A 23,576-nucleotide genomic window follows, 5' to 3' on the forward strand; every position below is an offset into this window, starting at 1 on the left:
AAAAATAAGGGCTGAATCTTCAGCCCTTATTTTTAGCTAAATCAACAGATTAAGTCAATTGAGCAGCTTGGATTTTCTTCGTATCTACTTGATCAGCTTCTTTGGTGTATTCACCCATTTGATCAAAGTTCAAGTATTTGTAGATGTCAGCAGAAGCGCTGTCGATTTGCGACGCGTACTGTTGATATTCTTCTGGGCTTGGTAATTTACCAAGTACCGCAGCAACAGATGCAAGCTCAGCAGAAGCTAAGTAAACGTTTGCACCTTGACCTAAACGGTTCGGGAAGTTACGAGTAGAAGTCGATACACAAGTTGTGTTCGGCGCTACACGTGCTTGGTTACCCATACACAATGAACAGCCCGGCATCTCTGTACGCGCACCAGCACGACCATAGATGTTGTACATGCCTTCTTCCATCAATTGATGCTCGTCCATACGCGTTGGTGGAGCCAACCATAAACGAGTAGACAATGAACCGCTTGGTACTTTATCTAACAATTGACCCGCTGCACGGAAGTGACCGATGTTCGTCATACAAGAACCGATGAATACTTCATCAATTTTGTCGCCTTGAACGTCAGAAAGAAGTTTTGCATCATCTGGATCGTTCGGGCAGCAAAGAATTGGTTCTTTGATGTCAGCAAGATCGATTTCATATACTTTTGTATATTCAGCATCAGCATCAGCTTTTAACAAGCTTGGGTTGTCTAACCACTTCTGCATGTTTTCAGCACGACGAGCAAGTGTACGCGCATCGCCATAACCTTCAGCGATCATCCACTTCAACATAGTGATGTTAGAACGTAAGTATTCAGCAACTTTCTCTTCAGAAAGCGTGATTGAACAACCAGCAGCAGAACGTTCAGCAGATGCGTCAGAAAGTTCGAATGCTTGCTCAACAGTCAAGTCATTTTCCATTTCTGTTAAGTCGATCTCAAGGATACGACCAGAGAAGATATTTTTCTTACCTTTCTTCTCTACAGTTAAGTCACCAGCTTTGATCGCATAGTAAGGAATCGCATGTACAAGGTCACGTAAAGTGATACCAGGCTGCATTTTACCTTTAAACTTAACAAGTACAGACTCAGGCATATCAAGTGGCATAACACCTGTTGCTGCTGCGAAAGCAACAAGACCTGAACCCGCTGGGAATGAAATACCGATTGGGAAACGAGTATGTGAGTCACCACCAGTACCTACTGTATCTGGAAGTAACATACGGTTTAACCAAGAGTGGATAATACCGTCACCTGGACGTAAAGATACACCACCACGGTTCATGATGAAGTCAGGTAATGTATGGTGAGTTGTTACGTCAACTGGTTTTGGATACGCAGCTGTGTGACAGAAAGACTGCATCACTAGATCAGATGAGAAGCCCAAGCACGCTAAGTCTTTTAACTCGTCACGAGTCATAGGACCAGTTGTATCTTGAGAACCAACAGTCGTCATCTTAGGTTCACAGTAAGTTCCTGGACGGATACCTTGACCTTCAGGAAGACCACATGCGCGACCTACCATCTTCTGAGCTTGAGTGAAGCCTTTACCAGTGTCAGCAGGTTGTACTGGAGTACGGAATAAAGTAGAAGGCTCAAGACCTAATTCTTCACGCGCTTTCGCTGTTAAACCACGACCAATGATCAGGTTAATACGACCACCAGCACGTACTTCGTCTAGAAGTACAGGTGTTTTAAGTTCAGATTCAGCGATTTGAGCGCCGTCTTTGAACGCTGTAACTTTTGCTGCAGTGTGATCAATTTTCAATACAACTTCGTCGCCCATGTTCATGTTGGCAACGTCGATTTCTACAGGTAATGCACCTGCATCTTCCATTGTATTGAAGAAAATTGGAGCGATCTTAGAACCTAAGCACACACCACCATCTTTTTTGTTTGGAATGTGTGGAAGTTCATCACCGAAGAACCAAAGTACAGAGTTAGTTGCAGATTTACGAGAAGAACCTGTACCAACAACGTCACCCACGTAAGCAACTTGGTTGCCTTTCGCGATCAATTCTTTGATTTGGCTTAATGGACCAACTTCACCTGGTTTCTCAGGATTGATACCATCACGCTCATTTTTAAGCATTGCATTTGCGTGTAATGGAATATCTGGACGGCTCCACGCATCCTGCGCTGGAGATAAATCATCCGTATTCGTCTCACCTGTTACTTTGAACACAGTGATTTTGATTTCTTCTGGCACGTCTGGACGGCTTGTAAACCATTCAGCATCAGCCCATGATTGTAATACTGCTTTTGCATTTACATTGCCAGCTTTTGCTTTATCAGCAACATCATGGAAGGCATCAAATACAAGAAGTGTTTTCTTCAACGCTTCAGCAGCTAATTCTGCAAGTTCAGCATTGTCTAGAAGTTCAACAAGTGGTGCTACATTGTAACCACCAAGCATCGTGCCAAGTAAGTAAACAGCACGTTCTTTTGATACAAGTGGAGAGGTCGCTTCGCCTTTTGCAATCGCAGCTAAGAAAGCAGCTTTTACATAAGCAGCTTGGTCAACACCAGCTGGAACACGGTTTTCAAGCAAGTCAACTAAATATGCTTCTTCACCTGCTGGTGGATTTTTTAATAATGCGACAAGTTCAGCAGTTTGAGCATCATCAAGTGGCTTCGGTGGGACTCCGAGTGCGGCACGTTCTTCAACGTGTTGGCGGTAAGCTTCTAGCACAGTGTTATTCCTCTTCTTTAAAAAATTACTTGTAAGTTCCAGCTTTCTACAAGCTTTACAAGTAATATGGACAGCAAAATTTTACTAGACTTCGCAATAAAAGTTAATGCAACTGCCGTATTTCTACGTGATGACCATTATTTTATAGCGAAATGTTGCACCCTTTTAAATACCGCTTTGGTAGTAGATCAAAGTCCAGTAAAACAATAAATTAGACCCATAAAAAAAGACAACTGGTGTTGTCTTTTCGGTAAATACATTAAAATGATTTATAATTTGGAAGCTCATCGTGTGGTGTCGCTAAACACTGCTCTGTGAACTTTTGCTTCATTTCATCACGAATTGCACTTGGATCAGACTTCAATTGATCAACTGGTATCTCATACACTTCATCTATGATCTGCAAGATGAACTTATGGATCGTCTTATCTTCAATTTTTCCCGCATGTTCGATTGCTTTGTGTTTCTCAATTGCATTTTGACGGTCTAATGTAATCGAACGCGCTGCATTACCTACACTAACACAAAAACCATGCCATTTCTCTTCTGGCGTTAATGGCTTTTTGTCAGCACATCCAACCAAGACCAAACCTATTGCAATCAACAAAACTTTTTTCATCATCATACTGCGGTTAATTTGATGCACACATCATACTGAAAGCAAGTTATTTTGCAAAATGAACCATCTAAAAATAGCGTTCTTCGCAATAAAAACATACAAATTACTGATGTAAAAAAACCTGCTTTATTTACTAAAACAGGTTTTTTATTAAAGCTTAGAATCGCCAATTGTAGAAAACGTCAATTGCCCGCTCTAATGATTGACTCGCTTCTAAATATAAACGGCGATTCATCTGATAACGTAATGTCAATTTATTCACAGGTGTGAAAACACCAACACCATAACGAATAAACAGATCTGGTGTGATGTAGCCTGTTAAACTTACCTGCGTATCATCACCTGTTCCTTGGGCATCAAGTGCTAATCCACTTAATCCAAAAGTTCGTCCAATTTGATTGGTTAATGCACGTGTACCACCCAATCCCATACTAATACCAGCCGCAGCAATGGTGTTATTCACATCAGATTTAAATCCTTCTGTGTTACTTAAACCACTACCACCTTCATTAATACGCCCAGTCAGCAATGCATTAAGAGCCTCTTGCTCAGATAAGCCCGCATCATTATAAATCTGAACATTTGGAACTGTTGCTGTTCCTGTTACACGAACACCAACCATACTTCCTTGCACTGATTTATTTGCATCTATATCTAATGTAGGGTTTGCAAGTGGGCCATTAAAACGAGCAATCGCACGATTCAGATCTAAGCTTTGCCCATAGGCTTCAATCTTCACTTTCTGACTAACCCCAATTGCACCATTAGCACGCATAGCTGTCTCTAAACCACGTTGAGACAAGTGTAATCGTCCAACCAAAGGAATATTACTCTCAAAGCCTTGGAAGATAACTTGGTTGCCTAATGTAACGGTCATATCTGCCCGAATATCCCACGGTTTAGCGGCTCTTAAGGTCGCAAGCAGATCCTGACCTTGATGAACTACACGTACATCAGGAGAAACCGACACAACTGTTGCTGTGGTTTCAGGCATGGAAATCCTTGCGCGCGGTACATCCACAGTTCCTTTCAAACTTAAACGCTGATCAAATGGGTAGACATCCAAACTTAGATCAGGTTGCACAATCGCAGTAATCATTGGTGCCTGACGAACGAGTAAATTATCGCCTTTTAAAGTTAAAGATAAATGAGGATTATCTTTCCAATCAAAGCGGCCTTTTATTCGCCCAACGCCTTGACCACTATTAAATGCTCCATCAATACTTGCAGTGTCTTGGCGAATAGATGAATAAAGCTGCATATTGGTGAGGTTAACAGGCAGCGAAATCATACTAATCGCCCCATTTTTCAGACGCATTTCACCTGTAAATTGAGGTTGAGTTAGCGTGCCATTTATTTTCCCTGCCAAGGCCAAAGTTCCAGCCATCGAGCGTACATCTTTGATAAATGGTTTAAATACTTTGAGCTGAACATCATCAAAAGCGACTTCTCCACGCATCGGCATACCCGTTTGGAATGGATCGATTACAACATTCGCATAACCCGTGCCAATATCAGGTGTTTTCATATCTACACGGAATAACAAGCCATCATTGATACTTTTCGCAATCAAGCTTAGCTCATCATAAGTCACTGTCGTTGCTGGATCTTGAGGATCTTCCGCAGCCAAACCAATTTCACCTTTACGCGTCACTAGTCGTGAGTCTAATTTAGGTCGTGTACCTTTAGTCCAAGATGCTTTAGCGTAACCATTTAATTGTCCTGTAACAGCTAGACCCTCTGGCATAAATGCAGCAAAATCTTTTAAATCAAGATCTTTGGTTATAAATGAAAAATTACCTTTTTCAGGGCTAATTCTTGCAGGTTGATCTAGACAAAGTTGACTCTCAGCACTTTGCCAACAATGTTGTCCAACATATAACTCCGTACGAGCTGTGGTATAAATCACAGGTGTATTTTGGCTTTGTGCCAAACTCACACGACGTGAACTAAATTTTCCTTTCTGAATTTGTCCAAGCCAATCATTATTTTGATTAAAGCCACCTGCAAGCTGAACATAAAAATTGGTATGTGCATTTTTGGTTTCAAGTTTTAATAAGTGAGCTTTACGCGTTCCAGTTAGATTGAGAGTTGCATTTTGTAGCTCACGCTTACCACTACGCAATTGATCTATTGTTGCTGTTAACTGAGTTGGTGTTGTTTCAGAGGTTGGTAACTCACCTTGAATACGTAAAGACTTAACGCTTGCTAAATCATTAAAAGCGAAACCATCTACCACAAGATTTGCTGTTGCGCTCAAACGTGGTTGGGACTGAACATTTAAACTACCGTAAGCACGTCCACGCAATCCTGGATATAATTCATATAAAGCAGGCGCATTCACTTTAAAACGTAAGCTTTGTGCATTCCCTGTTGCTTGCAACTGGTTCTGTCCGTAGGCGAAGAATAAATCATTTGCTTCAAATTGCTGTGGTAGAAAACCAGTTTGATTCGAATCTAACAACAAAGATAAATTACCACGACCACGTATTGGTCTATTGTTTAAGAATCCCGCCACATTGAGCTGACGAATATCAACACGTTTAACTTGCTCAGACCAGACGCCTTGAGTTTTAACATGGCCAGATATTTCACCTTTAAGACTTGAAACAAAATATTGAGGCTTGAAGCGAACTAAAGATGTCTCTATGTTCCAGCCTAGTTTATCTTGGAGATCAACAGTACCCGTTGCGAACAATTTCCCGGCAACACCATCATGTTTCAACTCATTGATTTTTAAGTTGGTTGGTGTACCTGTAATATTGACTTTTAATAAGCCATTCCCTTGATTTAAAGCATTTAAAGAACCATCGTAATCAACAGCAAAACTTTTAAATCCTCCACCCGCTTTTACGTCATCAAACATCAGCGTGGTTGTAGCCTTACCTTGTAATGCAATCGTTTCTTTTTGATTCGATTGAGCCAACTGGCCTTGTAAATCAATTCGTTCAAATTGAATAATTTGCTGATTTGGTTTAGCAAAACCCGAAGCAAGAATCTCCCCATTTAGTACATTAACAGGAGCTGCTAAAGCAACTGTTTGAGGATTAAAATCTTGGGCTTTAAGCTGAGCCTGCCAAGCCAATTGTTGCTTATCCGTTGGAAGTTTAACCTTTGCCTGACCATCTAGACGACCTTTCTCTGCAACGTAGCTAAAATTTTCCACATTCAACAGACTATCTTTTAAATCAATACGTGCATCATATTTTCCAGCAGGTAAAAGTCCTTGTTCATGTGGACGTACCGTAGTTGCAACGTAGATATCTTGTTGGTTGTCTTTTAAGGTAATATTCGTATGGCCTTCAGCACTGCTTAACCACCCAACATAAGGAACTGCACGATCTATACCTTGCCAAGCAATATCTAATAGCATTGGTTCAGCTTTATTCGTCTTTTGCTCGGCTTGGTTGATTTTTACTTGCCATGTTTCGTACTTATCGAAAGCAAGTTGAGCATTCACAACCATTCCATTTTTCAACATACCCGTTGAACTAATATTGGCATCCAAGCTTGGCGGTAGAAAGTCTTGTGCAATCTGTGGCAAAGTTTCATCTTTGGCATTTAAGCGATCTAAACGTCCTTTTAAGTCCCATGAGACATGATCTTTCCAACTCACAAGACCCTTTAAACTCACAGAGCCACCCATCAATTGACCATTAAAATCCTGAATATTCAATTGATCAGTGAGATCAGTTTCCATCAATGCATTATATTTACCCTCAGGAATCTGTTCTCCTTTCAAATCTGTATCTAAACTCAACACGAGTTTTTCTACATTTCCTTTAAATCTGGCAACACCATCTTTTGCAAAAAGCTTTTGCTCTTTTAAAATTGGTAAATGATAATTTTTAAAGAACAATTCACCTTTCATCGGCACTTGATCTCGTACAGGATGAAGTACAGCCCATCCTGTGAGCAAATCTGGAGTAAGTGTTGCGACGCCCGCTCTCAATGTATCAAGACTTCCAGTTGCAACAACTTTTATTGTTTCAATATCAATACTATTTAGTGCAGGAATTATCAGATCCGCTTTAGCATTTAATGGATACTTGCCACTAAAATCAATTTGACCAGTTGCATCTTTAACTGCCAAATACCCCATATCCATACGGGAATCTTTAAATTTAAGTTTAGTCTCTGACCAAAGTGCATCTTTTAGATATATATCATCAAAATTGATTTTTGCAGTCGCAGTTTGAATTTCCAAATGATCTAATGATGCTTTATCTATACGCAAAACAAATGGCAATTTAATTGGATCAAATCCAAAGGGCTCACCTGATGGTGGTTTCTTGTTAATAATTTTGAGATTCTCAACATCAGCATGACTTAAATGTATTTCCTTATTTAAAATGGCTCTCCAACCTAAAGAAACATTGGCACGATCTAGTGAAACATCAACGGCCTCTAACCGCACTAGCACATTCTTGAGAATAATACCCCTTAATAAATTACCACCTTCATACTCATAATGAATGATTTTTTGGGTTTGCAAAACACGATCTAAGAGGAAACGACTTCCTTTATCCGTTGACATCATCACAAGTAAAGAGCTGACCAATAACAGAAGGATGATCAACACCATCAGCAAAATACTCCGAAGAATACGCCGTTCCCGTTTTGGACCTGTTGAAGGTGTCTGTTGCTGCTCTACTTCTTCCGTCATAATTAACCCGAAATCATTTCCCCAGTCTGAGGATTATTAAAAGTTTTTTTTAAAGCTGTGGCCCGATAAAAAAGTGTAATCGAATCGGGCGATTATCATTTGAGATTCCTGATGCGACATCTAAACGAATCGGTCCAATAGGTGATCTCCAGCGAATACCTACCCCAACACTATATTCAGTCGGGTTACTAAATTGTTTATCAAACGCATTACCAAAATCGGAGAAAACCGCAGCACGCCAACCATCTTTAAATTGATAGTTATATTCTAAAGACCCCACACCCAATGCTTGACCACCGATTTTATAACCATCTTCTTCTGGTGATAAGCTCTTATAATCGAATCCACGAAGTGATTGATCACCACCTGTAAAGAAGCGCAAGTTATACGGAACCTTATCAAAATCATCGGTGAAGATATAACTTGCATCACCACGTCCAACAAACTGATGATTGTCATTTTCACCCAATGAATAAATAAATCGCCAGCCCGCAGTCAAAATCGCCATATTGGCATCTGAAAGAACAGACTCCGTGCCTAACTCAACCTTATAAGTTTGCTTAAAACCTTTGGTCGGATTTAAACGAGTATTGGAGTTCGTTTTAGAAATTTCATAACCAAATAATAAAGACTCTTGTTCTGAGTTTATTCCTGCTGCCTTAAAAGCATCCGGTAGCTCTGAAACATCAACATCACCTTTTCCAGTGAGACGGTCTAAACGATAACGTAAACCAAATGTATGTTGCCAATCACCCAATGGATTTTTAATCACCCGCTCACCACCAACAACAGCAGATTCAACTAATAACTCAACATTTGGACCGATGTTATCTCGTGTCTCACGCTCATACCCCCCAACAAGGTTAAAATAATCATTCAGTGGATGTTTATAAGGAATACTATAGCGACCATCAATAGATTGGCGAATTTCAGAAACTTCCATATTGGCATCAAAAGCATGCCCATATTTATTGACAATAGCACGTCTGTATTGCGAACGAATACGAGCTCCAGTATCAGTACCATAACCAACACCAGTCTCGATTGTATTTAAACGATCCGCATTTAAAGTCACGACAACAGGAATTTTCTTTTCTAAACGAGCTTGCTTTTCCAACTCTTGACGTTCATTTTCATCATTTTGAGTATCTGGCATGGCTCGAGCTAAGGAATACGCCTGTGCAGGTTCACTACCTGAGAACTGAGACTCATCCACAACATCTTGTGTCACTTCCTCAGCTGAAATAATCTTTTGTCGAGCTAAATCCGCTTTTTGTTGCGTATTTAATAATTGCGACTCTTCAACACGCTGTTGATCAACTAAAGCTTGTAAATCAGGCGGTAAATCCAAAGGTGGCTGAATAGCATCCGGTTTAATAGTATCAACCAGGGTATAATTAAAATAACGCGTGTTGGTTAGATTATTAGCTAAAACGTTAACACGCCAAAATGCATAATCATCCCCATCTTTCCACGGTACTAAGCTATCAAGCACCTTTTGAGTAAGGGGTAAAGGCTTACTTGGGTCACTCATTTTGTACTCAACAGGTTTAAGCTTATAACGCTCACCAGTCTCGTATTTCAAATTAATTTCGGCTGTTTTTTCAGGTTGGCTAATTTTGACATCATGTAATCTCCAGTAGGCATCAAAATAACCATTATCAGAAGCAGCGTTACTAATTTTAGTTTTGGTTGCTTCATATTTTCCGTGATTAAAAATATCACCTTCATCTTGTTCTGGAATTAAACGAATAACTTGGAATTGAGGTGCATTTTCACCCTCACCTGTAAATTCAATATTCTGTTTATCAATCGTTACCGGCTCATTTGGTTCAACTGTAACTTTAACTCGACTATCACTTAGCTTTTCAAAACTAAAACTTGCATCATAATAACCAACTGCTTGAGCCGCTTGATGAGTGAGGGATCGTAACTGTGGTAAAGCCACATTAAAATCTTCAAAGGCTTCTTGGGTAAAGCTTGAAAGCTTTGCCTTGATATTGGTTGCCAGTACCGGTGGAGCGCCTGTTACATCCGCACTTATACGCGGGACTTTATCAACGCCAAGTAAGTTTTCAGGACGTAGGCGATTTACGATTCGCTTAAAGAAACCTATTTTCTCTTTGGATTCTTCTGATTTAGGTTGTAATTCAGCTAATGTTCTTCCAGACTCGTTTGCTTCAACAATGATTTGGCTATCCGTCTGGATATCTTGCATCAAACGATCAATATTGACAGGTGGATTACTAATTTCTGTCAATTCTGATTGTGATACTTCATTTACAATGACTTCTGGATTTTTGGCTATATTCTCTCGATAAGCTAATGCATCATTTTTCGCTTCTTCAGCAACTCTAAAAATCTCATTTGCCATATTCTGATCAACAGGAATAACTGGGAGATTTTCTAAGTTTTCATCCAATTGAATCGGCTTTAGCGTATCAATTTGATTTGGGGCTTCTTCTTGTTGTTTGAGTGCAGCTACACTGTCTTGTGCTGGATTGTAATCTTGTGGATCCATCTGAAATGTTTGATATGGAATTTCTGGTGAAGGAATAGCCTTCACCTGTTCTTTCATTCGCTCAATTGTTTGATTTTCAGCCACACTCTCACTTTCTTCGGCTGCATAAGACATTGATATACAATAACTAATCAAAAAACCACTACAAATAAGTTTAGGAAAGCTCTGCATTTTAAAGATTAAATGCATAGAATGAACCAATGTTGACTGTTTAAACTTAGATTTAGATGGCATGTAGGTCTCTAAACATACTTTTTTGATTTATCGTTTCTGATCGCTGAAAACAACCTCAAATTGTTGATTTTCATCTAATCAAACATTAAAAGTATCATACATGCATTTCCTTGTCTTTTTACAGATCGTCACATTTTTTTATAAATCACAATGAAGTGAACACATGATGAAACAAGATGAACAGTTAATGACATCACGTCGATTTGTACCGATGTTCTTCACTCAATTTTTTGGTGCCTTAAATGATAATGTCTACAAACAAGCACTCCTTTTAGTCATTACATATGGCTGGATTCAACAACAAAGTGCCGCTGTCAGTACACTCAATAATTTAGCTGCGTTACTGTTCATTTTGCCCTATTTCTTCTTCTCTGCTACAGCAGGTCAAGTTGCTGATAAATATGAAAGATCACAACTCGTTCGCTTGTTAAAATTACTTGAAATCGCAATTATGCTCATCGGGACAGCAGGGTTTCTGTTGGGTAATTTATGGTTATTATTATTTGCTTTATTTTTAATGGGCACACATTCCACTTGTTTTGGGCCAATTAAATATGCAATTTTACCAGAGATTCTAAAACCACATGAACTCATGTCTGGAAATGCACTTTTTCAGTCGGGTACATCGATTGCAATTTTGTTCGGGATGATCCTTGGTGGCGCCGTGATTGCGTCTTCAGCCGGAAATTTATTATGGATTAGTGTTACAGTTCTTATTATTGCTTGCTTAGGCTATTTAGCGAGCCGCTTTATTCTCCCGCAAAAAGTTGCTGCCCCTGATTTAAAGATAGATTGGAACTTTTTCCGTACCAGTTTTCAAACCATTAAATATGCCAAGAGTATTCCTATTGTTTTCACCGTTTTATTAGGAAATTCTTGGTATTGGTTCTATGGTGCAACTTATCTCACTCAAATCCCACAGCTTACGCAACAAAATCTACATGCCTCTGAAAATGTAGTGAGCTTATTACTCACCTTTTTCTCTGTTGGAATCGGGATTGGGTCTTTATTGTGCCGACGCATCGGTGGCTCTGAAATTAATATTAAAATGGTACCTTATGGTGCTATCGGTTTAACCGTATTTGCTTTCTACTTAGCAGCAAGTTTAACTTTTGTACCAGAGCGCACTGGTGAGCTACTCAGTTTAGGTGACGTATTTTCTGAAGGTGCTGTCTATTATCACGTTATGTTGGCCGTAACGCTATTGGGTATTAGCGGTGGATTCTACATCGTTCCCTTATATGCCATGATGCAAGCTTATTCACCTCGCTCCCATCGTGCACGTGTTGTTGCTGCCAATAATATATTAAATGCTGTATTTATGGTCTCTTCAGCAATTTTCTCAATTTTAATCTTAAGCATTTTGAAAATTGATATTAAAATCTTATTTAGCATTACTGCTGTTCTCAGTGCCATTTTTTCGTTCTGGCTATTAACCCGCCTGAAACCATTACTGAACAATACGCCTACTACTTTAGAGGATTAATCTATGCGTCACTACACAGGTCTCGATCAACTGATCCACTCTTTTGACCAAGCATTACGCAGTTTAGTTCCAGGGGCTACAACTTCTCAACGCAGCAATCCTGCAAATGATGAAGCGGCACAACTCTGTGTGAGTGATGCTCGCCATGTCGCAGGTTTAATGCGTGTCAATCATAGTGGTGAAGTCTGTGCTCAAGCGCTTTATCATGGTCAAGCTCTCACTGCTAAATTGCCGCATGTCCGTGAAGAAATGCAACAAGCAGCCGTTGAAGAACAAGATCATCTCGCTTGGTGTGAAGATCGTTTGAAAGAGTTAGACAGCCATACCAGTGTATTAAATCCTATTTGGTACGGTTTATCTTATGGTATGGGCGCAATTGCAGGCATCGCAGGTGATAAATATAGTTTGGGCTTCGTAGCTGAAACTGAACGCCAAGTAAGTCAACACTTGCAAGAGCATCTTCAACAATTACCTGAACAAGATCAACGCTCGCGTAAGATCCTTGAGCAAATGAATGAAGATGAACTACACCATCGGGATACTGCATTAAAAGCAGGTGGTGTGGATTTGCCTATACCAGTGCGTATTACCATGACTGCTATTTCTAAACTAATGACTAAAACCAGTTATTACATCTAAAAACAATGGCGTTATATAAAGATATAACGCCATCTTATCAATCACGGTAAACCATGTTCAGCCTTAAACCGTTCCAAATTTCGGATAGCATTCTGATAGCGTAACTGCACATAATTTTGATTTGATCTCACATCAGATAAACGTTTCCTATACTCATCTTTATCTTTGACAGATAAGTCCTTACGATCCAACTCACGTAAATAATAGCTCACATCACTCTGTGAACGATTAAACTCCGAGTTTGCTTGATAATATTCATGTGCGACTTGATAATAAGGACGCAATGTTTCACGCTTCTCTAGTGGGCAAACACGATAATCACCACGCCCTTCTAATGCTTCATTGAAAATAGATTCAGGCTTACAATAGTACCCTAACCCTTTTTGATAACCTTTTTCATATAAAGTCTGGTTGGGAACTACATTGGCCTTTTGGCAAGATGAGTAATATTTATCTAAACGAGATTCATATCCAGCCGAGCCGTCTTTTTCACCAACAGTTAACCAATTTGCTGTTTTACATTGTTCAACGCTCATTGCTGCGCAACCAGATAACATAACCGCCAAAACAGATATAGAAACAAACGCTTTCATCAAATTATCCTATTGTTATCATGTTAATTCTAAATAAGTTATATATGAATAATTGGAAATCTTCTTTTTTGATCATATTGTAATATCTGAGTTTTCCAAATTTCATACAATGGAATTTTTACATCTAAAGCAAGTGGCAATTTTTTAGGATTAAATTGCATATGCTCTAAACTTTCGCCCCACGCAATCACATCGATATCCAAACTAATATGATGTGATGGACGAACACGCCCAGATTGTTGTTCCAATTTTTTTAATAGATCAATAATTTCATCAACACTTAAATGACTTTTTAATAAACACGCCGAGTTCCAATAATCAGCGCCCACCCCATCACGACAAGGGATTTCATAAATTGAAGAAAACTCAACTGCCCCCAAACTCGCAATTTGAGTATAAGCAAAATTAAAATTTTCTAATTGTTGAACATTACTCGCCAGCGCGAGCGCAAAAATTGTTTCTGTTGCGTTCAAGGCGAATTCCTACTGCATTTGCTTGTGCAATGATGGCTGGTTTACGAATTGTAATACAAATAGATTCAATTGAAGGAAACGTACTAAACAAAGTCTCTAGCACTAATTGAGCCGCATGCTCGATGAGTTTAGGTTTTGCATCTTGAATCACTTGTGCTGCAATCTCACAAATTTGTGCATAATTCAGTGTATCGTCCAACTCATCTGATCGAGCTGCTTGTGACAGATCATTATGAATAGTGAGATCGAGCATTAACGGTTGGATAATTTGGCGTTCCCAGTTGAAACAACCAACTACAGTATCAACCTTTAAACCTTCAATAATAATGGCGTCCATCACTTAACATCTCACCTATTTAAACCATTACTCATTTGAATTAAATGAAATCCCCCTTAGAAAAGGGGGATGAAAAGCAATTATCATTCAGTCAGGGAACACGCTTAATGCTTTAACAAAGAAGCAGGTTCAATATTGTGAACCATTTTCAAACGCTGGTCAGCATAAATATCGGTATATGGTGCAAGAACACGCATGAAACGATCAAAATATAACATTTGCTTGAATAATAACGCGAAGTCACGTGGGAATTTGATACCATGACGTTCACCGACAGCGACCATATCCATCATAATGTCATTCAAGTCTGCTGGATTTGAGCTTAAAATTTCCTGTGGATCAGCCAATAATACTCCACTAAATAAACGCTCTAAATCTGCTGCAAGAACTTGGGTATCAATCTTCTGATTGGTCATGCCCATTTTAAGCATGTTTTCAGCCATGGCAATGTAATTGGTATGCTGCAAGGCATCCATAAATGCCATACAAGCAGTCCACACTTCTGGATTTAATTGACCAACAATACCGAAATCAATAAAACCAACACGACCATCTTCAAGCAACATCAGATTGCCTGCATGTAAGTCCGCATGGAAACTTTTACACAACATCAGACTACCAAACCATGTATTCATTGCAGTGATTAATACCTGTGTTGGGTCTTTTGCATACTGTTTTACCACATCAAAATCTGTCAATGGCACACCATATAAACGCTGCATGGTTAGAACACGGCGTGTAGAAAACTGGTGATACACTTTTGGAGCTGTCGCAGCTTGATTGCCCGAAATATTCAGATACTGAACAAAATCATCTAAGTTTTGTGCTTCTTCAATAAAATCAACTTCACGTACCATACGTGTTTTGATCTCATCCACAATTTCAGATAACGATGCAAATTTGATTTTTGGTACAGCTTTTTCTAGAAGTTTGGTTGCCCAGTGCACCACATTTAAATCAGTATATAAAATGGTTTCAACACCGGGTTTTTGTACTTTTAATACAACATCTTCGCCTGTAACCAATTTGGCAGCATGAACTTGGGCAATTGAAGCTGAAGCTAATGGGTTCTCATCAATAAAACTAAAAATCGAGTTTAAATCTTTCCCCTCAAACTCCTCAGCCAATACCTGCTGAATATAGCTAAATGGTAAAGTTGGAGTTTGATCTAAACATCCTTGAAACTCTTGAACGTACTCACGTGGAAATAAAGACGGCGTACTCGCAATAAACTGCCCTAATTTAATATAGGTTGAACCTAACGATTCGAAAGTTTCTCGCATTAATTTTGCATTACTAGGCTTCTCAGTTGCATATTTGACACCTGCTTGTGCTGCAACAATCACTGTTTCACCTATACGTGCAACAGATCGTAATCCATCAACTAAAATATTTCTTTTCATAATCTTTCATTGCCTCGAAGATGGCATTAGTTTAGCAAAATTTATTCAATTTACCGACGTACTTGCCTGACAAACTGGACAATTTACATCTTTTTCAAACTGCAAAATACGTTGTGTTAGATTCAGGCCATTCCAAAGCAACAATTTTTGCTTGAGCGGCGTTAACCCCAAACCCAAAAACAACAATGTGTGATGTGCTTGTAATGACGCTATCATTACAGGTGTAGTTGCGAGTACCCCTGACTCGGCACAGCGTAAACCTTCATTGGTCTGATTTTCTTTTGGAAACAAACATTCATAACATGCTGAATCAGATTCAACCATAAACATTTGACCTTCGAAACCGATTGCTGAAGCACTAATCAAAGGTACTTGATGAGTTTTACACACAGCATTGACGAGATAACGCGTCGTAAAATTATCACAACCATCTAACACTACATCTTGATGCTGTACCAATTCATCAGCATTCGTTTCATCAAATCGTGTATTTTGATAGCTAACTTGTATATGTGGGTTAATCTCTTGTAGGTGTTTCGCCAAAGTTTCTGCTTTGTATTGCCCAAGATCATTTGAGGTAAATGCGATTTGTCTTTGCAGATTACTCCTCTCAATCGTATCTGCATCCACGATTGTTATTTTGCCTACACCTGCACGAGCAAGTAACTCTGCACTTGTACAGCCGATCCCACCAGCACCAACAATCAGTACATTTGCCAATTTTAATTTTTCTTGTGCTTCAATATCCCAACCATCTAATAAAATCTGACGACTATATAAATGCATTTCGTCATCAGTTAATTCAAAAGTATGTTCTAGATGATCAGACACGTTCCATGATCTCAAAATCGGCTTAATGAATGCTAATTTTAAGTGGCTAATCTCATTTAGCAAAGCATTTAATGCTTGCTGCATCATTTATTTTGACAAATCAACGGATTTACCCCAATATTTTTATTACTCTTTAACAGTTTAATAAAATCAATATGTTATGAATTAGCATAAAAACTTTGGGTATTGATGTATTTTGTACCACAAGTTAATGTTTTTTCTTAATTTATTTATGCTATTTTATAGTTCACTGCCGCATAGGCAGCTTAGAAAATATGGTCAGGCTTTAATTAAACATACAAACAGTTCACTGCCGCATAGGCAGCTTAGAAATGTGAAGCAGACTTTAAAGTGGTCATACTCATGTTCACTGCCGCATAGGCAGCTTAGAAATTATAAGATTGCTGGTGTGCCAATGCGTAAGGGTTCACTGCCGCATAGGCAGCTTAGAAAAATCAATACGATTAACGCGCCTTTCCATCCTAGTTCACTGCCGCATAGGCAGCTTAGAAATTTGATGCTGAGGATGAACTGGCGGATGCTGTGTTCACTGCCGCATAGGCAGCTTAGAAAAGCAAGTACCATTTCCCAGTAGAACTTAAGTGGTTCACTGCCGCATAGGCAGCTTAGAAAATCTAACCAATGGGGTTTTAACCAAATAACATGTTCACTGCCGCATAGGCAGCTTAGAAATGTAGTACCAATTGTACGATTTTTAACTACGTGTTCACTGCCGCATAGGCAGCTTAGAAATTATGATTCAATTGCAAGCACAGAGTTAGAATGTTCACTGCCGCATAGGCAGCTTAGAAAATCTTGATATTGTAATCTTTAATCTTGATAACGTTCACTGCCGCATAGGCAGCTTAGAAAAATGCTTTTTCATATATTTATGGTTTTGATAAGTTCACTGCCGCATAGGCAGCTTAGAAATCTTTGTTTTCGTATTTATTATTCACAATAATGTTCACTGCCGCATAGGCAGCTTAGAAAAGATTACTTCTGCTGGATTTGTCGTCAGTAATTGTTCACTGCCGCATAGGCAGCTTAGAAATATCAAAACAAAAACATCTTCAACAAGTGAATGTTCACTGCCGCATAGGCAGCTTAGAAAGAAATAGATGTTTAAATAGTGGATTAAGTAGTGTTCACTGCCGCATAGGCAGCTTAGAAATCTATGGAACTCTGAGGGTATCTGTTGTAACAGTTCACTGCCGCATAGGCAGCTTAGAAAATCAACAAGCAACTGCACTTCAAACATTGTTGGTTCACTGCCGCATAGGCAGCTTAGAAAATCACGAGAATCTGATATTGATATGATATAATGTTCACTGCCGCATAGGCAGCTTAGAAAATTAATCCCGAAAGAAGTTAGCGCCGCTTCGCGTTCACTGCCGCATAGGCAGCTTAGAAAAATGTGGCAGCGTGGCCATGATGCTCTCAAATGTTCACTGCCGCATAGGCAGCTTAGAAAATCCAAATTGAAACACGGTGATATATATTATAGTTCACTGCCGCATAGGCAGCTTAGAAATCTGAAAAAAGAACAATTACACCACTCTTATTGTTCACTGCCGCATAGGCAGCTTAGAAAGACATTAACAACTGAGCAAAGAGACGAGATGAGTTCACTGCCGCATAGGCAGCTTAGAAAAGCTTTAATAAATTTACAATTAAAAACCACCTTTTTGGGTGGTTTTAATTAGTCTATTCTTTCAATTTTTATATCATTTACAGATCTGTAATCTATATTGCAATGCATCGTTCTTACTGTCTCTTAAACTTATTATTTGTTCTTTGAAGCCATAAATTTCATTAACACTATTTCTTGTGTTTTGATTCAATCTACTTTCATGTTCTTTATTAGCATTCTCTACATATTGTTTTATATAATTTGTTGCCCAACAAAGTGTGTCTAAATTACTGTAGTCAAGACTATCTCGATTGAGTCCATCTACCCAGTTTTTTCCATGCTCATTTTCTAACAAACTTTTTACGGTTCTAACTTTTATGTATGCTTTATCGAAGATTGCTTCTTTTAAAGCTGAAGGAGTATTAGTATTTTCAATTACAGTTAGTAAGATTTCCCTATCATCATCTAAGTAAACTTTAAAGTTGTTGTCTATGAAAAAGTCTATTTCTTTCTCATCAGATGCTTTACATCCTGACAGTCCGAAACTGAATAGTAAAATACAGAATATAAGTTTTTTCATTACATTACCTAAAGGATTTTACTGGAGGTTCATATTGATATTGTTGAATAAATAAAGATCTAGTTGCTTGGTCATACGGACGACCGAATATACTTTTATACATATTTTCATCAATGTGAAAAGGACCATTATTTCTTTCTAGAGCAATAGCATTCCCTGTTAGTACAGGTTTACTTGCATTAGATAGTGAAAGATCAACTACTTCACCGAAATTTCTTTTAGAAATTGCCATTCGTGCCGCAAAGCTATCTTTAGCAAGCTCTAAAATAAATTTTCCACCTTCGTTTAAAGAATGTTTTTGGACATACATTGTGAATTTTAAATACATCATTGTATGAAATGAATAACGCTCTAATACTTCGGGACTAAATTGACGCATATCATACTCAAGACCAAAACGTATTGCTAAATCATGTTCAAAAGGTACTTTTTGTTTTACTGTATCCCATTGCATTTGATCCATCATAAAAGTGTATGGAACAGTTGTATGGTAATTAAGTACTTTAACAATGCTGTTACATAACAATGGATCTAGCAATTCATCTGAATGGCATACTTTAACTTTGTTATCCAATGAGGGGATTAAAGTTGGTGAGAAAACCTTATCTTGTGACATTTATATATCCCTTATAGTGGAGGCAATGGTTTAGATGCATCAATCGTCTGAAATTCGACTTCATCAGGACTATTCGCATTGATTACGTGAGTTTTACCTTCTGAATCAGTCCATCCAGTTTCTACTTCACCACTATTTTTATAAATAATTGAATAAGGAATGTCGCTATAGATTTTTTGTGTTTGTTCATCTTTTAACTGAAATTGTATACCATATTCCTTTGGTTTATCTGCTACAAAATTGTCTTGTTTTAACAATGTAGAAGTTGGGGCAAATGTATTTGAAGCAGCTTTAGATGATGATGAAGGTCCATTATCTTGAACAGCTAAATTCTGCATCGGTAATAATTTACAACCACAAGACAAACTATCATTGACTCTCGCTGCTGCTTTTCCAAACACTTGCATATATGGATCACCAGTAATAATTGTAGAGACCGTCTGGTGCTTTGGGCAAGTCGCTTTATCCCCAACACATGCAATCGCTTTACCTTCGATCAAAAAACTACTATTTCCTGAAATAACTTTACCGCCACCCGTTGTAGGACAACCAATTACTATATATGGTGTTGCCAAAATTTTTCCCTCTTCTATTTTGACAACATAGTAGCAAAGTATATACGGACATTTATGTACATAAATTGCAAAACACCTAAAGTTCGCTCAGTTTTATACTAATTTTCATGTTTCATAACTTCGAGGTAATTAGTTTAGATCAAATAGCCACCTCGATATCCATAATATCACTGCCGCATAGGCAGCTTTTCAATTACGATTTCTTACGATCATGCATCATTTCATAAGTTTGTGCTCTTAATAACTCCTCTTTGGTTGCAAATGAGTTATTTCTAAGCTGGTTTAAAGCACGTTGCTTGCTCGCATCATCAACATCGCTCTTTAAAATCTGATCGCGTTGGGACAAATAATTATTTACCTGATTCTGCCAAACCGCTTCTTCTTGATCGACTTTCTCCAAACGATCAGCGGCCTCAACACCCAACAAGCTTTCTCGCATATTCCGTAATTCTTGAGCAGAACCGCCTTTTTCCTTAATTTCTTGTGTCAGTTGCTGTAATTCAGCAAATTGCATCGACACTCGAACACCATCAGCCAAAGTAGAAGGCAATTGATCTATTAACTTTGCTAACTCAGTTGCTTTTTGCTGTGCTGTTAAAGTCTTATTGGCATGTATACGCATTTGATCAATACTGAATTGATTAAAATTTCGTTCATTTCCAAAAAATGCTTGAATTTCTGCCGCATTGAAAAACTGCTGTTGCAACTTCGACATTTGATCAACAATATTTTGAAATTTATCAATTTCATCTTTTTTGAAATGCGTGCTGGTTTTCAAGTTTTTTAATGCATGCGTATAAGCAACATACTGATCAAGTAAGTAAACTCCATAATTTGCTGCTGTTTCTGGCAAAGTAACACGTAGATACTGACGAATATCTCCAATTAATTCAGTTTCTGTTTTTTCTCCCAAACTCGAAAAGAAATAATCAAAACAGCTTCGAATTCCTATCGTGAGAATCAATTTACCGTCCCCATCGACCTGGAGAGGACAATCAATTTCGGTGCCTTGTAAAGATGGGGCAAGAACTGGCAACTTTCCTGAGGGCTGTCCTTGCGAATTATTTTCAACACTTACGCTATTTATGCCACGCTGTGAGTGTGAATTATTCTGAGGACTTTGGTCGTAAACTGATGGTTTAAATATCCAATAAATAAAAGCAAGGAAAATAATTAAGCATATAATCGCAATTAAAATGATTTTTTTATTATTAAAATTCTGAACAGTCATAATCCATTACTCTGTTAGTTCTCAGCTTTCCATGATCAAACGAAGGGAGTAAATCAATTACTCCCTTACCCTATATTGCTTATAAATTTAGATTTTTTAAACGATTCGCTTGTAAGCGGAATGGTGTTACAGGGTTTTGTAAGAAACCAACCAATCCTAAAACCTGATTGACTTCATCTAGATGGTTAAATGCATAGTTATCGCGAATGACCGTACCAAGATGACTTGAGCAACGCGGAACTAAGCCATCACTATCACCTGGAATCAGTAATGAAGTCGCCGTTAAAGCATAATCAAATGGATCGAGTGCATTTGTAAACGGACTTATTCCAGTCCATGAATAATAACGAACACCGTTGCTTTCAAGTTCTCGCCCTGAACCACATGCTGCCGTCGGTATTCCAGCAGGGAAACGTTGATTAAACTCTGCTGCCCCAGCAGTCGTCAGCGACCAAAGTCCAGCTAAAGAATCTTGATCATAGTAATTACCAGAGCCTATTCCAATTAATGCTCCGAATGCATTGACACCAGCAGAAATGACAGGTGCAGCTACAGGACCAACAGGTGACTGTGTAAAATCATAAACTGCATCTGCAACATCTGAACCTTTTCCTGGGCCAGCCACAGCAGTAACGGAAGCTACTTTTTCCGGCATCAGACCCGCCACATAGCGAATTGAATGCGTCCCATGACTATGACCAACCAAGTTTACTTTCTCTGCACCACTTATGGCTAAAATTTGTTTGGTCTGTAAGAGCAGTTGTTCTCCTCTTACTTCTGATGAGTTAAATGCAGCTTGTTGTGTAACAAATACATTCGCACCATTGCTCACCAAATCTTCAGTAATTCCATGCCAATACTGCAATGGTCCAACAGCCGAGAACCCTGACATTCCATGAGCTAATACAATTGGGTATTTTGTTTTTGCATAACTAGAAGTAACATTTGTACTTCCGCCTACTGAACAAGATTTCACATCACAGTTTTGCCATGATGCTTTTGGCGATAGAAAACTAAATAAACCAGCATGTACAACTGATCCACCACTAATGAGCATGCCCGTCGTTAAAACTATTGCATTGAGATATTTTTTCTTCACTTTTCTGCTCCAAGCATTTTTGATTTTTATTACAACAACTTAGTCCTAGGCTATGTATAAGGATCCATTCCTACATACATCAGACTTGCAAAGTATACTCCTCCAGAATATTGTGTGATTTTTAGACTAAAACAAACGATGCCAAAATCATAACAATTCACGCCAATTTTGGTATGAAATGAAAAAAATCCGATGAATGAACATTTTCAAATTAATTTTACTGTTTTAATTTTTACTAAATTTAAGCAAAACTGCAAAAGGAATTTTCCTAATATCATGAGCATTCCCCGCCTTCATCATCCACATTTTATTAGTAGTTCTTATGTCCACTTGCTAAGCGAAGTCGTTGCTCGGTGGAATATTTCAGCAGAAGAATTATTTTGGGGTACAGGAGTAGAAATAGAAAAATTGCATGATATTAATTATAAAATTAGTCTAACTTCTTTCAAAAAAGTCATTGCAAGAACAATTGATTTGACTCAAGAACAAGGCATCGGTTTTTATGCAAGCACACAATTAAAAATCAGTTCTCATGGTTTACTTGGTTTCACTGTTGCAATTGCCAAAAATCCACTTGATGCTATTCTAACCATCAATCAATTTGTGAGTCTGCAATGTTCTTTTGTTGATTTACATTTTGTCGTTGAAAATGAATTGGCCTATTACAATATTATTTACGATAAATCTGTAATGGATTTTAACAACCCTTGTGACTTACAAGCTTATGAATTTAGCTGTGTTTTCTTTTTAACCGGCTTTGTGCATTTGGTAAGGTTCTTTATTCCAAATTTTAAACCAAGCATAGATCTACAATGTAAGTGTCCTGAATATTTTTCTCGTTTTAAACATATTTTGGCATCTAGCTTTGCTGAAATACAGTATGAACAACCCCATACTCGCTTAATAAGCTCGGCTAAATTTTTAGAGACACCATTAAGCATGTCTGACCCACTGACGTCTGAAAAATTTAAATTATTATGTCAGAAAGAGCTTGATGAGCTCGTGGCGACACAAGATATTTTACATCGTGTAAAAAATATGATCGATGATCCAAACAAAGGCTTACTCAATATTGATCAAATTGCTCAAAAACTCAATCTAACCAAACGCACTTTACAGCGCATGCTGCAAGAGAAAAATGTAAGTTTTCAGGTCCTCTATGATCAAGTGCGAAAAGCAAAGGCACAAAAATTATTGCTGAATCCTTTTATGACAAAAGATGAAATTGCAAGGAATTTAGGCTACTCATCTCTCTCTAGTTTTAATCGTGCATACAAACGTTGGGAGAATCAATAAACCGTCCCAAACAAAAAAGTGATGGTTTCAACCATCACTTTTTCTTGGATTAGAA

The 23,576-nt window shown here is 38.3% G+C and carries 17 protein-coding genes and 1 CRISPR repeat array; of the genes, 3 read left to right on the forward strand and 14 right to left on the reverse strand.

Features of this window, described 5'->3' with window-relative positions; translation table 11 throughout:
• Positions 1-49: 49 nt before the first annotated feature.
• The 4 genes from F2A31_RS09185 to F2A31_RS09200 all read right to left on the reverse strand — a co-directional run bounded on the left by F2A31_RS09185 (position 50) and on the right by F2A31_RS09200 (position 10,729).
• Complete coding sequence (locus F2A31_RS09185) at positions 50-2,689, reverse strand: bifunctional aconitate hydratase 2/2-methylisocitrate dehydratase (RefSeq protein ID WP_150026134.1); 2,640 nt, start codon at positions 2,687-2,689, stop codon at positions 50-52.
• Between the two features lie 259 nt (positions 2,690-2,948).
• Positions 2,949-3,335 carry a hypothetical protein gene (locus tag F2A31_RS09190; RefSeq protein WP_171490582.1) on the reverse strand — a complete coding sequence of 129 codons (387 nt, stop codon included), beginning with the start codon at positions 3,333-3,335 and terminating at the stop codon, positions 2,949-2,951.
• A 130-nt stretch (positions 3,336-3,465) separates the two neighbouring features.
• Positions 3,466-7,974 (reverse strand): translocation/assembly module TamB domain-containing protein, encoded by a 4,509-nt coding sequence (locus F2A31_RS09195; protein ID WP_150026135.1) that lies wholly within the window; start codon positions 7,972-7,974, stop codon positions 3,466-3,468.
• A 49-nt stretch (positions 7,975-8,023) separates the two neighbouring features.
• Complete coding sequence (locus tag F2A31_RS09200; RefSeq protein WP_150026136.1) at positions 8,024-10,729, reverse strand: autotransporter assembly complex protein TamA; 2,706 nt, start codon at positions 10,727-10,729, stop codon at positions 8,024-8,026.
• 163 nt (positions 10,730-10,892) lie between these two features.
• Between F2A31_RS09200 and F2A31_RS09205 the strand changes: the two genes are divergently transcribed.
• Together F2A31_RS09205 and coq7 are read left to right on the forward strand one after the other, a co-directional pair.
• Positions 10,893-12,215, forward strand: a complete 1,323-nt coding sequence (locus F2A31_RS09205; protein ID WP_150026137.1) for an MFS transporter — start codon at positions 10,893-10,895, stop codon at positions 12,213-12,215.
• Positions 12,216-12,218: 3 nt separating this feature from the next.
• Complete coding sequence (coq7, locus tag F2A31_RS09210) at positions 12,219-12,854, forward strand: 2-polyprenyl-3-methyl-6-methoxy-1,4-benzoquinone monooxygenase (RefSeq protein ID WP_150026138.1); 636 nt, start codon at positions 12,219-12,221, stop codon at positions 12,852-12,854.
• 41 nt (positions 12,855-12,895) lie between these two features.
• Here the strand turns inward: coq7 and F2A31_RS09215 are convergent, their stop codons facing one another.
• The 10 genes from F2A31_RS09215 to F2A31_RS09260 all read right to left on the reverse strand — a co-directional run bounded on the left by F2A31_RS09215 (position 12,896) and on the right by F2A31_RS09260 (position 22,225).
• Positions 12,896-13,447, reverse strand: a complete 552-nt coding sequence (locus F2A31_RS09215) for a DUF2799 domain-containing protein (RefSeq protein WP_150026139.1) — start codon at positions 13,445-13,447, stop codon at positions 12,896-12,898.
• Between the two features lie 38 nt (positions 13,448-13,485).
• Positions 13,486-13,920, reverse strand: a complete 435-nt coding sequence (locus tag F2A31_RS09220) for a 2-amino-4-hydroxy-6-hydroxymethyldihydropteridine diphosphokinase (RefSeq protein ID WP_150026140.1) — start codon at positions 13,918-13,920, stop codon at positions 13,486-13,488.
• Positions 13,877-14,257 carry a dihydroneopterin aldolase gene (folB, locus tag F2A31_RS09225; protein WP_150026141.1) on the reverse strand — a complete coding sequence of 127 codons (381 nt, stop codon included), beginning with the start codon at positions 14,255-14,257 and terminating at the stop codon, positions 13,877-13,879. The genes F2A31_RS09220 and folB overlap by 44 nt, the downstream gene beginning before the upstream one ends.
• 104 nt (positions 14,258-14,361) lie before the next feature.
• Positions 14,362-15,660, reverse strand: a complete 1,299-nt coding sequence (locus F2A31_RS09230) for an ABC1 kinase family protein (protein WP_005081125.1) — start codon at positions 15,658-15,660, stop codon at positions 14,362-14,364.
• 45 nt (positions 15,661-15,705) lie between these two features.
• The gene (locus F2A31_RS09235) at positions 15,706-16,446 is read right to left on the reverse strand and encodes a HesA/MoeB/ThiF family protein (RefSeq protein WP_407643277.1); all 741 of its coding nucleotides are present in this window, start codon (positions 16,444-16,446) and stop codon (positions 15,706-15,708) included.
• 290 nt (positions 16,447-16,736) lie between these two features.
• A CRISPR array of direct repeats spans positions 16,737-18,145; the repeat unit is 28 nt; unit sequence GTTCACTGCCGCATAGGCAGCTTAGAAA.
• 73 nt (positions 18,146-18,218) lie between these two features.
• Positions 18,219-18,704, reverse strand: coding sequence for a hypothetical protein (locus F2A31_RS09240; protein ID WP_150026142.1), 486 nt, complete (start codon positions 18,702-18,704; stop codon positions 18,219-18,221).
• Between the two features lie 4 nt (positions 18,705-18,708).
• A complete protein-coding gene (locus tag F2A31_RS09245; RefSeq protein WP_150026143.1) occupies positions 18,709-19,320 on the reverse strand; it encodes a hypothetical protein in 612 nt (203 codons plus the stop codon).
• An 11-nt stretch (positions 19,321-19,331) separates the two neighbouring features.
• Positions 19,332-19,895: a PAAR domain-containing protein gene (locus tag F2A31_RS09250; protein ID WP_150026144.1), complete on the reverse strand. Its 564-nt coding sequence runs from the start codon at positions 19,893-19,895 to the stop codon at positions 19,332-19,334.
• 193 nt (positions 19,896-20,088) lie between these two features.
• The gene (locus tag F2A31_RS09255) at positions 20,089-21,126 is read right to left on the reverse strand and encodes a lipase secretion chaperone (RefSeq protein WP_150026145.1); all 1,038 of its coding nucleotides are present in this window, start codon (positions 21,124-21,126) and stop codon (positions 20,089-20,091) included.
• Positions 21,127-21,205: 79 nt separating this feature from the next.
• Complete coding sequence (locus tag F2A31_RS09260; protein ID WP_150026146.1) at positions 21,206-22,225, reverse strand: lipase family alpha/beta hydrolase; 1,020 nt, start codon at positions 22,223-22,225, stop codon at positions 21,206-21,208.
• Positions 22,226-22,501: 276 nt separating this feature from the next.
• Between F2A31_RS09260 and F2A31_RS09265 the strand changes: the two genes are divergently transcribed.
• Complete coding sequence (locus tag F2A31_RS09265; RefSeq protein WP_150026147.1) at positions 22,502-23,521, forward strand: helix-turn-helix transcriptional regulator; 1,020 nt, start codon at positions 22,502-22,504, stop codon at positions 23,519-23,521.
• The last annotated feature ends 55 nt before the right edge of the window (positions 23,522-23,576 follow it).

This window comes from Acinetobacter suaedae, assembly GCF_008630915.1.
GTDB classification, from domain to species: domain Bacteria; phylum Pseudomonadota; class Gammaproteobacteria; order Pseudomonadales; family Moraxellaceae; genus Acinetobacter; species Acinetobacter suaedae.

Bases quoted from the DNA above. Each gene is read 5' to 3' on its own strand.
- F2A31_RS09200 (WP_150026136.1), bottom strand. From the start codon at position 10,729: ATGCCATCTAAATCTAAGTTTAAACAGTCAACATTGGTTCATTCTATG.
- F2A31_RS09265 (WP_150026147.1), top strand. From the start codon at position 22,502: ATGAGCATTCCCCGCCTTCATCATCCACATTTTATTAGTAGTTCTTAT.
- coq7 (WP_150026138.1), top strand. From the start codon at position 12,219: ATGCGTCACTACACAGGTCTCGATCAACTGATCCACTCTTTTGACCAA.
- folB (WP_150026141.1), bottom strand. From the start codon at position 14,257: ATGGACGCCATTATTATTGAAGGTTTAAAGGTTGATACTGTAGTTGGT.
- F2A31_RS09240 (WP_150026142.1), bottom strand. From the start codon at position 18,704: ATGAAAAAACTTATATTCTGTATTTTACTATTCAGTTTCGGACTGTCA.
- F2A31_RS09195 (WP_150026135.1), bottom strand. From the start codon at position 7,974: ATGACGGAAGAAGTAGAGCAGCAACAGACACCTTCAACAGGTCCAAAA.
- F2A31_RS09215 (WP_150026139.1), bottom strand. From the start codon at position 13,447: ATGAAAGCGTTTGTTTCTATATCTGTTTTGGCGGTTATGTTATCTGGT.
- F2A31_RS09235 (WP_407643277.1), bottom strand. From the start codon at position 16,446: ATGCATTTATATAGTCGTCAGATTTTATTAGATGGTTGGGATATTGAA.
- F2A31_RS09255 (WP_150026145.1), bottom strand. From the start codon at position 21,126: ATGACTGTTCAGAATTTTAATAATAAAAAAATCATTTTAATTGCGATT.
- F2A31_RS09205 (WP_150026137.1), top strand. From the start codon at position 10,893: ATGATGAAACAAGATGAACAGTTAATGACATCACGTCGATTTGTACCG.
- F2A31_RS09245 (WP_150026143.1), bottom strand. From the start codon at position 19,320: ATGTCACAAGATAAGGTTTTCTCACCAACTTTAATCCCCTCATTGGAT.
- F2A31_RS09230 (WP_005081125.1), bottom strand. From the start codon at position 15,660: ATGAAAAGAAATATTTTAGTTGATGGATTACGATCTGTTGCACGTATA.